Here is a 13,026-nt window from a genome sequence, read left to right as displayed (position 1 = left end):
CATAATCAAAATTATTTATATGTACTTCTATTTTAGAAGTTGTTTAAGCCTTTGGTACAGACTCAAACAAATTATATCCAGAAGGAGAAAAAGGAGGAATTGGTTTAGTTACATCCATAAAAAATTTAGGAGTTGCCAACTTGCCATTTACAGGAATAGGTTTATCACATAGAATTAGTTCTATGATATTTCCATAGTCTTTATCCTCTTGAATTCCGAAAAAGGAATATAATTGCTCTGACTTTGTATTGTCAAATATATTACTTAAATCTACAAATGGTACTATCATGGCTTTCAATATGCCATTTACAGTAGGCATTGATGCATATTGAGTTTGACTATTTTTAAACCATAGTTTAGAGTATAATTGCCATCTAAGCGAACGCTTCATAGCTTCAGCTTCAGGTAATTCGACAGAAGGAATAGAAACAATGTCATCAGATGGAGGACTAAAATCCAAACTAGGCACAAAACTTTTCATGAAAAGATTTTCACCTATTTCATAGTTTTCATTCTCATCAGAGACAGAATCAACTAGAAAAAAAACAAACTGCATTCCCCATATTCCTAAATAAACATGGATTGAATCAATAGTTTTTTGAGTATCCTTTTGGATTTGCAACCATTTGTTATACTCCTCTCTGCTAATTTCAAAGCCAGTACCAGAAGTAAGGTAGTCTAGTCCTAATGTCGTATTATTAATTTGTCCCCACTTAGCAATAGCCAATTTCACTTGTAATATATTCATGATTAGTACGTTGGATAATAGTATTATAATTAGATTAGACAACAAAGTTTATGCAAGTAACAAATTTATCAAATATTAACCAAGCAAGAAAAGAATATTTAATTGTAGAGAGTTTGTCTGTAATATTTGATTTTAGACAAAAAAAATATCCTTGAAAAGAATCATCTAAAATCTGAAAGTAGTCAATTTGGAAAACCAATATAAAGGATATTTTCTATTTAGTTTAAAGTAACTGAGCAAAATTATTTATATGCAAATAGAATCTTGCTCTGTATCTACATTTTCAATAGTTATAGTATTACATCTCTCAAAAGCAATCACATTTCCATATTCAGGCTTTGCATACAGACTTACAGGAGTATCTCCTAAGCCTATAATTTTGATATTTCTCACATCATGGATTAGCAATTCATAACCATCATAAACTTCTCTAAAATTATAATTTGTACTTGATTTACCTGAATTTGCTAAATCTGAAATATGAAAAGAATGTCCTTTAAGTTGAATAATTGTATTAGAACCAATTGCATTTAAAAACTCTTGCACCGTTGTAACTGTGGCTGTTTTTTGTTTTTGATTAGTTTGAGCGAGTACTCCACCTTTATTAGATACATCCTCATTTGGTTAAACTTGAGCGATTGATTGACCAGAAAATAATAAACGTTATCACGATTAATTATTCATGTGTGTTTAGTTTAGCTTCGCTGAGCACTACGTCGTTCGCAGAACTGAACAATCACGCTTCCTCAGAAGCCTGATTAAAGCACAAAATGATGCTTCTGAGGAAGCGACAAATTCGTTTGTTAGCAAACGAATGCACAAAAATAACTGTGATAACGGTTAAAAATTAAATAACAAAAAAAAGCATTTCCAAATTTAATTAGAAATGCTTTTTGTATTCAAATGAATACTAAGTAGGATAGAATTGGATAAATTCTTAAAAATAGAACTAATATCAATTCATAATGTCTTAAAAATGTAGCCGACAATACACCGCTCAACCATCTACCCTTGCTGCCTTCCGACCCTGGGGGAGTTCAACAGGAGCTAGTCACGCCGACCACGATGCAAAGGTACTACTTTTTTTTAGAGATGCAAGCAAAAGTCAGTATTTTTTTTATCTTTTTTCTTATTATTTTCAAATAACTCAATAACTACTTAAAAATCATTGAGTTACAAATAGTATTTTTTTTGAAGAAAAAAATAAGCATTAAAAAAAACTCAATAAAAAAAGGTATTTCTAAATCAGAATAAAACTGAGTTAAAAATACCTTTTCAATGTCTTCTATTTTCATAAGAAAATGTAGCCAGCAATACACCGCTCAACCATCTACCCTTGCTGCCTTCCGACCCTGGGGGAGTTCAACAGGAGCTAGTCACGCTGACTACGATGCAAAGGTACGAATCTTTTTCAGACATGCAATAGCTTCAATAAAAATTTATGAAGAAATTTGGCTAAAAACAGTCTTTAAATTTTGAATTATGATTTAAGTTACTTACTTTCAAGGTTTTGTGTAAATTAATTAATTTTCAAATTATATCTAAAAAGTATTTTTTCAAGCAGATTTAAGTTCCAAGACAGTAATTTCTGGCAAAATTCCAATTCTTCCTGGGTAACCCAAATAACCAAAACCACGATTGACATATAGATACTGGTTTTCATGCTTGTACAAATCTGCCCATTGTTCATACATATATTTCACAGGACTCCATTTGAAAACTTCTGTATCGATACCAAACTGCATTCCGTGTGTATGTCCTGCTAAAGTCAAATCAATATCTTTGAAAGCTCGTTTTTGAATATTCATTTTATCATAATAGTCTGTATAAAGTTTTGCCTTCGAACCATTTACTTGTGCGTCCCAATGACTAGGGTCATGAGAAAGTAAAATCTTTACAGGTGCATCTTCACTTCCTTTATAGGCTTTTTCCAAATCTCCATGACGAGCAAAATTTCCTTTTGCGCCCCAGTTTTCAATTCCGATAAGAGCAATTTTTTCATTATTAGTTTCTAAAAAATGGTGTTCATTCATAAGTAACTTCCAACCCATTCTACCATGGGTTGCTTTTAAATCTTCTAAGTTTTTGCGTTTCGCTGCTGGAGATTCCCATTGTACATAATCCCCGTAGTCATGATTTCCTAACGTAGAATAAACACCCATTGGAGCTTTGAGTTTACTAAAAATATCTTGATAGTCTTTCATTTCCTTTGCCATATTATTTACCAAATCACCCGTAAATAAAATAACATCAGGCTTTTGTTTCATAATCAAATCAATTCCACCCTCAACGGCTTTTTTATTAAAAAAACTTCCCGAATGAACATCTGAAATCTGAACCATTTTTATTCCATCAAAAGCCTTTGGAAGATTTGGCAAAACGATTGTCTTTTTTCTGACCGTGTAATCATGCGCCCCTGAAACAATTCCCCAACTAAGTGTAACTAAGGGAGTAGCCATTGCTACAACACCTGCTTTCATCAAAAACTCTGAACGAGGAATTTTATTTGCTCCCTCTTTAATTTCTTCTGTATTTTGAGCAGTCGTTCCTACGACATCAGAAATTTCAGGAGTAATTGACGGATTTATTTTGTAATATACCCAAGTGAAAAGACGAATTACATCATCAATTATAAGGAATAAAGCACCAAAAATTTTAGAAATATAGAGCATAAATGCCCAAGTCAGTAAAAACTGCCTAAATGTATAAGGAATTTGGTCAGCAGGAAAGAAATTATAGACTACAATTCCTCCAAGTGTCAGAGCATTTATTCCCCAATAAATAAAATGAATAGTTTTGCGAGTGCTTTCACTTGAGGAAATAGTAAGTGTTTTGACAAGTTGAAAAATATAAACATCTAATAAAAGAAGTATAACAACAAAGACAAGTGAAAATAATTGTCGGTTCATAAGAAGTAAGAGAGTGGAAAGTGAAGTATAAAAAAGGCGTTTCTTAGCTTATTTTTAGCTTGAAAATATGAATTTATCATTTATTTCGACGAGTAAATTAAAAAAGCCGATTGATAAATTCAGTTTGGTAAACGAATTGAACTTTGTTTGGTTAGTTTTAAAACGTTATTTGATAGAAATTAAACACTATTTAACTTCATTGTAAATTATCTAATTAAGATATGTTTTACCTATTAATTTATGTAGTTAATTAATTGTGATTATTTCGCTTCATTTTCTTCAAAGTTTTGTTTGAAGTTTTAGGAAAATCAATATCTATCTACTATTTTTAGGCTAGTTTGAATAAAAAAGCTGACAAAACTAAAAAATACAGATTATACCAATTCATTTAATTCAATTTTTAAATAATTGAGTTCAAATAATAAAATTTAGCATACAGACATTTAATAGCTTAATATTTTTTTGATGAAACAACGCTCTACCTTTCTTTTATCTCTTCAAAAATTCACTCGTTATTTAGGCAGAGAGTGGCTTTCTAGTCTTATCTTTCAACGTATTTTTCTAGTTGTTTTTGCTATTGGTATTTATGCCAATACATTTACACATGAGTATGCAACAGAAGGTTCTCGTTTGCTTTCTCAGAGTGATATGGCTCATAAAGGTTTGGGAGTAGATGGAATCATGAACATCTTTAAACAAGATAGTTATGCAGATGTAAATAGTTCAAAATCAAAATTTATTCCTGCCAATGAGCATTATCAGCCTGTTACACTTCTTACTTTTGCCATTGAATATACACTTTTTGGAGAAAGTCCAAACATAAGTCATGTCATAAATGTACTCTTGTATGCACTTACAGGAATGCTTTTGTTATCTGTTTTGAATCGGATTTTTTCTGGTTATTTGGAAGAGCGTCCTCGTAAAATTCTAGCCTTTGTAGCTACTCTTATTTTTATTGCACATCCTGTTCATACTGAAATTGTAGCTAGTATAAAAGGGCGAAATGAACTTCTTTCATTTTTGTGGTTACTTTTGATGACTTATTTATTGCTTCGTACGGCTTTTGCTAGAGGAGCAATTCGTTTTGTATATCTTCCCTTAGTTGCAGTTTCATTCTTTCTAGCTCTTTTGACAGAAGAGACCGCAATTTCTTTTATGTTTATTTTGCCTTTAGTTCTTTATTATTTTATTCCACTTCGCAAAGTAGATATTTTTGTTTTAGCTATTCCTATTTTATTTACAGCTTTTGGCTATTGGCAGCTACGGGACTTTTTCACAAAAGATGTAGAACAAGCACATCTGATGCACAGTATTTTGAATAATCCATTTGTATATGCTGATTTGTCTCAAAAAATAAGCACACTCATTTTTGCTTTTGCCAAATATATAGAACTTTTAATAGCTCCTATTAATCTTTCTCACGATTATTCTTTCAATCAAATTACAATCAAAGAATGGACAGATGTTCGGGTAGTGATGACATTTTTGGGAATAGTAGGTGCAGGCGTTATTTCAGTTATAAATATTAGGAAAAAAGGAATTTATACTTTTGCTTATTTTTATTTTATTGGTTATTTACTATTCATTTATGTAACTGAATTTTTAATTAACCCTGATGAATTTGTTTTTCTTTCTCCTGGAACTATTATTTCAGAAAGATTACTTTATTTGCCTTCTTTAGCTTTTTGTATTGCTACAGCGTTCGGCTTATATGATTTGTTTGGTTGGTTGGTTGCTAACAAAAAAAGGGCTGCACGATGGGTTTATACTTATACTTTTGTAGGAACTGCATTAGTATTGGTACTTTACAGCATCAAAACAGTTGTTAGAAATGAATCATGGAAAAATGACATGACACTTATGAAAGCTGATGTTGATAATTCACCTAATAGTGTACGTCTTCGTTATATGTTGGGAAGAAGTTATATTATTGAAGCTGATAGTACGGTTTCATTTAGGCAAAAAGCGAGGTATTTGGAAAAAGCAGCCGATCAGCTTCGAAAAGCCGTTACTATCTATCCAAGTTATGCTGATGCAATTGCACTTCTAGGAACTGTTTATACTGACTTAGGACAAGAAGATAAAGCAGGGCGTTATTACAAAAGAGCCATTCAAATCAATCCTCAATCTATTGTAACCCAAGAAGAATATGGAAAAATGTGTTTAGCAAATGGTGATTATCATCAAGCTGTAGAGTGTTTTAAACAGTGGGGAATTTTGGAAATGAACCCAACAGCCTTTTTATACTTAGGAAAAACTTATGAGTTTTTGGAAGAACCTGATTCTGCTACGGCTGCTTATGGACTTGTAGTTTCTTTTAAAGATTCAGACTATAATGAAGTAGTTGGAGATGCTTATTATAGAATGGCAAATATTTATGTTAGTGAAAGTTTGAATGACTCAACAACTAATAAAACCAAAGATGCAGTTGATTTGTATATGAAAGCTGTAAGTAAAAATAAGCGAAATTTAGATGCTTATCTAAAACTAAGTAGCCTTTATGAAAAAGAAGGAAAAGTAACAAAAGCCATTTACACACTTGAAGGTGCAATTATTTATTTCCCAAAATCAGAAGAGTTGTATAGAACAATAGCTAGGTTATATGGAATCGAAGAAGATGAAGAAAAACAACAACTTTATATAAACCAGGCTGATTCTGTTTCGGGATTGAATGGAGAATAAACATATTTTGTTTTACAAGTGAAATTATCTGTTATAATCTAAAAATTTAATAGAAATAATCTTTTTCCCGTTGTCAGTGTCTTCGACAACATAAATTAAAAAATCCATAGAACTGATTTATAAAATCAATTCTATGGAAAAAATAAGCTATCTATAAAAACAGGGTTTTAACCCTGTTTATTAATGCGTGAATTTTTCAAAGTATAAACTTATTCATTTTATATTCCTTAGCTAACTTTACTAGCGAATAATTTTATTTTTATTATCTCCAAACATAAGATTTTGAGCATTATCAGACTTCAAAAACTTGTGAGGAAATCCTAAATCAATTTCGCTTACTTTATGTAATTCTTCCAAATTGTCGTTGGAAAGTTCTACTTTCAAACAACCCAAAGAATCTTCTAATTGATTTACCTTTCTACTTCCAATAATTGGAATCACACTTGAATCTTGTACTTTAAGCCAAGCCAATGCAACTTGTGCAGGAGAAACACCTAAATTTTCAGCTATTTCTACCACTTTCTTAGCAATTTTCAGGTTATGTTCATTATACTTGACACTTTCAGCCGAAAGGCGACTACCTTCAATCATCTTGTCATTGTATTTTCCTGTCAGAATACCAGAACCCAATGGACTCCAAGGCGTAATGGCAAGGTCAAAATCTTTAGCCATCGGAACTAAATCACGTTCTACGGTGCGTTCTATCAAACTCCATTCAATCTGTAAACCCACAAATTGTGACCAACCTCTAAAATGAGCCAATGTATTTGCCTTTGAAACTACCCAAGCAGGCGTGTCAGAAATTCCGATATAATGAACCTTTCCACTGCTGATAAGGTCATCTAGTCCACGCATCATTTCTTCTTCCTGTGTTGTGCCATCCCACATATGCACCCAAAGCAAATCTATGTACTCTGTATTCAAACGCTTTAGACTAGCTTCCACAGAACGCATCATATTTTTACGATGATTTCCTGCTGCATTTGGGTCTTTTTTATTGTCATAAAGTGTATATTTTGTAGCCAAAACAAAATAATCTCTATCTGAATGGATAAATTCGCCTACATATTTTTCACTTGTTCCTTCAGTGTAACGATTGGCAGTATCTAAAAAATTTCCACCTTGATTAGCAAAGGTTTCAAATAGTTGCTTGCTTGTTTCTTTGTCTGCTCCATTGCCCCATTCTTCTCCAAAGGTCATTGTTCCCAAACAAAGTTCAGAAACACGTAAACCACTTTTTCCAAAAAGTTTATAATTCATAATTGTTGTGTTGTTTTAATTCAAATAAGTTTTTTATTTGGATATTATTTAGTTTCCTAATACTCATCAAACTCATCCTCATCATCTGATTCAGGCATAGAGAACATAGAACTAAATAAATCTTTGAAGACCATTCCGTTTGCCAAAATATTTTTGTTGAGAGCCGAATATTCAGCCAAACCGTGCAACAAAAATTCCATCAAAAACAGCTTTTCATCGCCTTTTGCTTTTGGATGTTTTTGAGCTACAATTTTTTCTAATAGAGGAACTTGTTTTAATTGCTTCTCATATTCTGTCTGTGAAGCATCATTCATAATATCGACGGTATTGCCGTCGCCAAACCATTTGAGCATCATATAATACAAACTATCCTCTTTGAGTTTCTTTTGTTTTTCTGGATCTGGAAAGAATTTTAAGAACTGCTCACGAATAGATTTATTTATCAAACTTTCGGCTACAATTCCTGCCCCTTCTTGTTCGCCTTCATAAACCAATTCAATTTTACCAGCAATGGCAGGAACAACGCCTCTAAAATCACTCATTCTGACAGAAGTGGTTTTTTCATTATTGATAAGCATTCTTCTTTCAGCAGCAGAAACCAAGTTTTCATACGCTGAAATAGTCAGACGAGCAGAAACTCCACTTTTTTCATCTACATATTCACTATCTCTTGCTACAAAAGAAATTTGTTCTACCAAATCAGTTGCAATTTCTCCTACTTTAATTTTCTCTTTTTGGGCTTCTGCAAGGCTAGATTCTTGATGCGTAATTTTTTTACTAATTTCTAAAGTAGTTGGATAATGTGTAATAATCTGACTTCCAATTCTATCTTTAAGAGGCGTTACGATACTTCCACGATTGGTATAATCTTCTGGATTGGCAGTAAAAACAAATTGAATATCTAAAGGCAAACGAAGTTTAAAGCCACGAATTTGAATATCTCCTTCTTGTAAAATATTAAAAAGGGCAACCTGAATTCTTGCTTGAAGGTCAGGAAGCTCATTAATTACAAAAATACAACGGTGTGAACGTGGAATAAGTCCAAAATTAATAACTCGTTCATCTGAATAATTGAGTTTTAAATTTGCTGCACGAATAGGATCAACATCACCAATCAAATCTGACACAGTAACATCAGGAGTAGCTAATTTTTCTGTGTAGCGTTCATTTCTATGTAACCATTCTATTTCTGTTGAATCTCCTTTTTCAGCTATCAAATCTTTTGCAAAGCGAGAAAGAGGACTAAGAGGGTCGTCATTGAGTTCAGAACCTTTCACAAAAGGAATATATTCATCTAAAAGACCAACCATAAGGCGAGCAATACGTGTTTTTGCCTGTCCACGAAGTCCTAAAAGATTGATGTTATGGCGAGAAAGAATAGCTCTTTCTATATCTGGAATAACTGTTTCTTCATATCCATAAATTCCTTCAAATGGATTTCCATTATTTTGTAGACTATTAATTAGGTTATCTCTTAATTCTTCTTTTATCGTTTTGGACTGATAACCTGCATTTTTGAGGTCTTGAATAGTTTTGAGTTCTAAAAGCTGATTGCTTTTGAGTTCGTTATAAGCCATAAATTTTTTATAGATTTTTGTTTAAAAAAACACCAAACTGTATTTTTTTAAATGGTATGTAAGTCTTTGCTTTAAAACTCTAAGAACTACTTGTCTTTAAAATAGTTTAGACAAAATTTTACAAAAAAAATCCTATTAAAAATTAATTTAATAGGATTTTGTATTTTATCTTATAAAAAATACCGAAATATCAGATTTGAAGATTACTTGATAAATCCACCACGGATTCCATTCAATAATGCGCCAAGTTCAGCAGCATGTTTGTCGCTCATTGTAAAAGTTGTTCCTCCAGTATTTACTACTTCAGGACCATTTTCGGTAATTACTGTTTTAGTTTCACCTGTAGTAGTTTCCTCTGTTACATTACGATATACTTTTTGTACTTCTTTAAGTTGTGCAATAAGTGTATTGAATTTAGGCTGTGTTTTGTGTGCATCTAAAGCCATCATAAGACGATCAAGAACTAATTTTTGTTCTGCTAAACGCTCTTTCAATTTAGCATTCTTGGTCTTTTTGTGCATATCAGCAAGTAAGTGAGTAGATTCTATCCAACCACCTGTTACAAACAAAACGCTCAAATGCTCACGTTTTTCAGTTTGAAGTTGCTCATTGATATCTTGCAAGTTGCGAGTTGAGCTACGAATAAGTTCTTCTAAATTATCGCTATTAGAAGTAAGTTCTTTCAATGTTTCAGCGTCAAAGAATTGTCCGATATTAAGACCATTTGCAAGTTCTTTGATAGCAGAAAGATAATCTAATACATCTTGATTTTTGTTATAAATACTTGCGAAACCTAAGTCTGTTCCATAAACACCTAAGTTGAGCGCACGCTCATAACTGTCTGTGTATTTACTAGCAGAAGAAGAGTTTGCAAGCTCACCTTTCACATATTCTGTACCTGTTTCTTTAATAAGAGTGGTAAGTTCTAATGGATTTGGAATAGATTCGATGATTGATTTAATAAAATCATCTTTTGGGCTCATATTCATTGTTGCAGCAGTGCTGAACATCAAGAAAATAACGCCTACAATACCAGCATATACTTTTGTCATAATGGCTATACAGTTTTAAAGTTTAGAATAAAGATTATTTTGGAATTAACTTGTTTTGTTTTAAAAAAAGCTAAACTAATTTAGAGTATTGAATAATATATTTTGATATATTTTAATAAATTCTTAGATTATTTAAAGAGATATATAGCTAATATACAAATACATTACCAACTTTCTGCCTTAATTGAGAAACTACTTGAAAAATATAAAAATAACTGTTTCTTTTTTAGTTTGTTTCTAGCTTTTCTTTCAACTTATTTATTAATTGCTTAATAGAATTTTATGAGTTTTGCTTAATTAAATTTTCAAAGTTATTAGCTATAATACAACTGTCTTGCCAAATAGCAAATTTATTTAAAAAGGTGTGAAATATTCTTTCTATTAAAGATGTAACAGACTTTATTGTCGACAAACTATCAGTATAGAACTATTAAACTAATAGCAAAAAATTGGCTGATGCATAGTTTTTTGACTAAAAATAAAAAACGTGAAAATCAATACTCTATTCTTTATCTATTACTTAGACAAAATCTGAAACTTTTACACCCAGTACAATAATATCATCAGTTTGTTTTTGGTCAGAAATTTTACTCCAAGCCATTACTTCTTCATCTAAAATCTCCATTTGGCGTTGCATTGGTTTTTGATGAATTTCATAAAGTAATTTCTTAAAACGTTTACTTGAAAAAACACGCCCTAGCTCTCCTCCAAATTGGTCTTTGTATCCATCAGAGAAGAGATAAAAAACATCATCTTTTTGAAGCTGAATTTCGTGAGTAGTAAGCTCTAAGTTTTGTAGTTTTCTCTTACGAATTTTACTTACACCACCCAAAGAAGCTCTATCAGCTTTTATTTCTGTAAATTCACCATTTCTAACAAAATACAAAGAACGATGTGCTCCTGAATATTTCATTTTGAGAGTATCTAAATCAACTGTACAAAAGGCGATTTCCATTCCATCTTGACTATTTTCAGAATGCTCATCTTGGTGAAGTACCTTTCTAATATCATAATCTACCTCTTCCAAAACTATAGCAGGTTCTATTTGACCTCCAATAGTTACTACAGTTGTGAGTAAATTATTTCCGAGCATAGACATAAATCCACCTGGAACTCCGTGTCCTGTACAATCTCCAACAGCAAATACCAAATAGTTTTTTCCATCTTTGGTAACTTCATCAAACCAATAAAAATCGCCTGAAACTATATCACGAGGTTTGTAAAGAACAAAAGAATGAGGAAAGTATTTATTAAAAATATTGTGTTCTGGAAGTGTCGAACGTTGAATGCGTTCGGCATAATGGATACTTGAGGTAATAGATTTATTTTGTTTCTCAATTTCTTTGAAAGCCTCTCCAAGGGCACTATTTTGCATCTCAATTTGGTCTTTTGAAAGTTCAATTTCTACTTTTTGTTCATTAATCTGTATATATTTTGATTCTATGCGCTCATTAATGGCAGCAAGTTCGATGTTAAGCTCATCTTGCTCTCTCATTTTGGCTTTGAGTTTATTTGCCATTTGTCCAAAACTTTGTGCTAGTTTTCCTATTTCATCTCGTGTTTTGATATTTGGAACAGCTTCTAAGTTTCCTTCTCCCATTTCTTTTGCTGATGCTGTTAGGCTTAGAATAGGTTTAGCAAACAGACGAGCTACTACAAAAGCTATTAACGAAGCAACCAAAATAACAAGGGCTAAAGTAACTGCAATTTGTGTACGCAAATCATAAATTGGCTCATAAACTACATCTTCAGGTAAAGCGATTAAAAGAATCCAGTTATTTCCTGCGTAACTTAAATAACCAGTTTCTAATGTATAGAAATAGATTTTATCTCCAAAAAGATGATATTTTACTTTATCATTCTCAGCAAAATAAGTAAGTTGTTTCATATCATGATACTTTTCCTTCAAAACTCCATCAGGATTAGTATTAGAGTATAAAATTGTACCTTCTTTATCTAGTAAGTTAATATCTGCATTTCTCATAAGGGAATCTGTAGCCATAGATTCTTCAAAAATACTATTGATCCAAGATAAGTCTGCACGAGTAACCACTGTACCTACACGAGTTCCGATATCACTTCTCACAACAGCTGCAAAGTGCATTACAGGAATTTGTAGTGAAACAGATGGGGAGATATCCATAGTAACCTCTTGTTGTCCTTGATCTATTTTTTCCCAGTAGGTAGTAAGGTCGTGAGTTTTTCCAACATTTAGGTTACGAGAATCAGCTAAACGAAGACGAGTAGGGTCAAAAAAGGAAATGCTTTTATACATTCCATTTTTAAGTTGTAGTTCTTTAATACGATCAGTTAGTTCTGCTTGACTAATAGACTCATCAGAAAGAATTGGGTCTTGAGAAAGTTGTTGAATATCTGTAACACGCTCATAGATAAAACGATCAATATTACTGATAGCAAAAGAGGATTGTTTTTCGATACGTGCTGTAATTTGCCTTTCTAATGTCTGTCGTGATTCATAATCTACAAAGAAGAAAACTGTTCCTCCTGTAAAAGCAACCATAAATAGACAAAGTAGTACAAGTTTTATATATATATTCATTATTCAAAAAGGCAATATAATAGCAATTTTTGGACGGATTATTCTACAATGCAAAACTGATTAACTAAAAATGAGTAGAAGTATTATTTTATGTTTTGTTCTAGCTTTACTTGAGTTAGGCAAATGACTATGCAATATGCGTATTTTTTCTTAAAAAACACAAAGAATTCCATAAAAATAGAACTTTCATAACCAATAAACAATGGATTGAGGATAAACTTTAAAGCTCTTTCAAGGA

8 protein-coding genes and 2 other RNA genes are annotated in these 13,026 nt (G+C 31.9%); 1 reads left to right on the top strand and 9 read right to left on the bottom strand.

Annotated features, from left to right (window positions below):
- Window positions 1-43: 43 nt before the first annotated feature.
- From V9L05_RS17145 to V9L05_RS17125, 5 genes are all read right to left on the bottom strand, one after another.
- The gene (locus tag V9L05_RS17145) at window positions 44-748 is read right to left on the bottom strand and encodes a hypothetical protein (protein WP_338813067.1); all 705 of its coding nucleotides are present in this window, start codon (window positions 746-748) and stop codon (window positions 44-46) included.
- A gap of 246 nt (window positions 749-994) precedes the next feature.
- Entirely contained in the window at window positions 995-1,294 is a 300-nt protein-coding gene (locus V9L05_RS17140; protein ID WP_338813066.1) for a hypothetical protein, read from the bottom strand.
- A gap of 426 nt (window positions 1,295-1,720) precedes the next feature.
- An RNA gene (gene ffs / locus V9L05_RS17135) (signal recognition particle sRNA small type) lies at window positions 1,721-1,815 on the bottom strand.
- A 230-nt stretch (window positions 1,816-2,045) separates the two neighbouring features.
- Window positions 2,046-2,140, bottom strand: an RNA gene (gene ffs, locus V9L05_RS17130) — signal recognition particle sRNA small type.
- A 164-nt stretch (window positions 2,141-2,304) separates the two neighbouring features.
- Complete coding sequence (locus V9L05_RS17125) at window positions 2,305-3,657, bottom strand: metallophosphoesterase (RefSeq protein ID WP_338813064.1); 1,353 nt, start codon at window positions 3,655-3,657, stop codon at window positions 2,305-2,307.
- Between the two features lie 465 nt (window positions 3,658-4,122).
- On the opposite strand from V9L05_RS17125, the gene V9L05_RS17120 reads away from it, so the two are divergent.
- A complete protein-coding gene (locus tag V9L05_RS17120; RefSeq protein ID WP_338813063.1) occupies window positions 4,123-6,339 on the top strand; it encodes a tetratricopeptide repeat protein in 2,217 nt (738 codons plus the stop codon).
- Window positions 6,340-6,579: 240 nt separating this feature from the next.
- Here V9L05_RS17120 and V9L05_RS17115 read toward each other — a convergent pair whose 3' ends face one another.
- The 4 genes from V9L05_RS17115 to V9L05_RS17100 all read right to left on the bottom strand — a co-directional run bounded on the left by V9L05_RS17115 (window position 6,580) and on the right by V9L05_RS17100 (window position 12,788).
- Window positions 6,580-7,599: an aldo/keto reductase gene (locus V9L05_RS17115; protein WP_338813062.1), complete on the bottom strand. Its 1,020-nt coding sequence runs from the start codon at window positions 7,597-7,599 to the stop codon at window positions 6,580-6,582.
- Between the two features lie 56 nt (window positions 7,600-7,655).
- Complete coding sequence (locus V9L05_RS17110; RefSeq protein WP_338813061.1) at window positions 7,656-9,176, bottom strand: AAA family ATPase; 1,521 nt, start codon at window positions 9,174-9,176, stop codon at window positions 7,656-7,658.
- Between the two features lie 203 nt (window positions 9,177-9,379).
- Window positions 9,380-10,228 (bottom strand): hypothetical protein, encoded by an 849-nt coding sequence (locus tag V9L05_RS17105; RefSeq protein WP_338813060.1) that lies wholly within the window; start codon window positions 10,226-10,228, stop codon window positions 9,380-9,382.
- A gap of 520 nt (window positions 10,229-10,748) precedes the next feature.
- Window positions 10,749-12,788, bottom strand: a complete 2,040-nt coding sequence (locus tag V9L05_RS17100) for a SpoIIE family protein phosphatase (protein ID WP_338792001.1) — start codon at window positions 12,786-12,788, stop codon at window positions 10,749-10,751.
- Between the last annotated feature and the right edge of the window lie 238 nt (window positions 12,789-13,026).

This window comes from Bernardetia sp. Wsw4-3y2 (assembly GCF_037126295.1).
Taxonomy (GTDB): domain Bacteria; phylum Bacteroidota; class Bacteroidia; order Cytophagales; family Bernardetiaceae; genus Bernardetia.
This window is presented reverse-complemented; position numbering and strand designations above follow the sequence as displayed.

What these genes read in the sequence shown, in the direction of transcription:
- V9L05_RS17100 (WP_338792001.1), bottom strand. Translation starts at nt 12,788, where the DNA reads ATGAATATATATATAAAACTTGTACTACTTTGTCTATTTATGGTTGCT.
- V9L05_RS17125 (WP_338813064.1), bottom strand. Translation starts at nt 3,657, where the DNA reads ATGAACCGACAATTATTTTCACTTGTCTTTGTTGTTATACTTCTTTTA.
- V9L05_RS17105 (WP_338813060.1), bottom strand. Translation starts at nt 10,228, where the DNA reads ATGACAAAAGTATATGCTGGTATTGTAGGCGTTATTTTCTTGATGTTC.
- V9L05_RS17110 (WP_338813061.1), bottom strand. Translation starts at nt 9,176, where the DNA reads ATGGCTTATAACGAACTCAAAAGCAATCAGCTTTTAGAACTCAAAACT.
- V9L05_RS17120 (WP_338813063.1), top strand. Translation starts at nt 4,123, where the DNA reads ATGAAACAACGCTCTACCTTTCTTTTATCTCTTCAAAAATTCACTCGT.
- V9L05_RS17115 (WP_338813062.1), bottom strand. Translation starts at nt 7,599, where the DNA reads ATGAATTATAAACTTTTTGGAAAAAGTGGTTTACGTGTTTCTGAACTT.
- V9L05_RS17145 (WP_338813067.1), bottom strand. Translation starts at nt 748, where the DNA reads ATGAATATATTACAAGTGAAATTGGCTATTGCTAAGTGGGGACAAATT.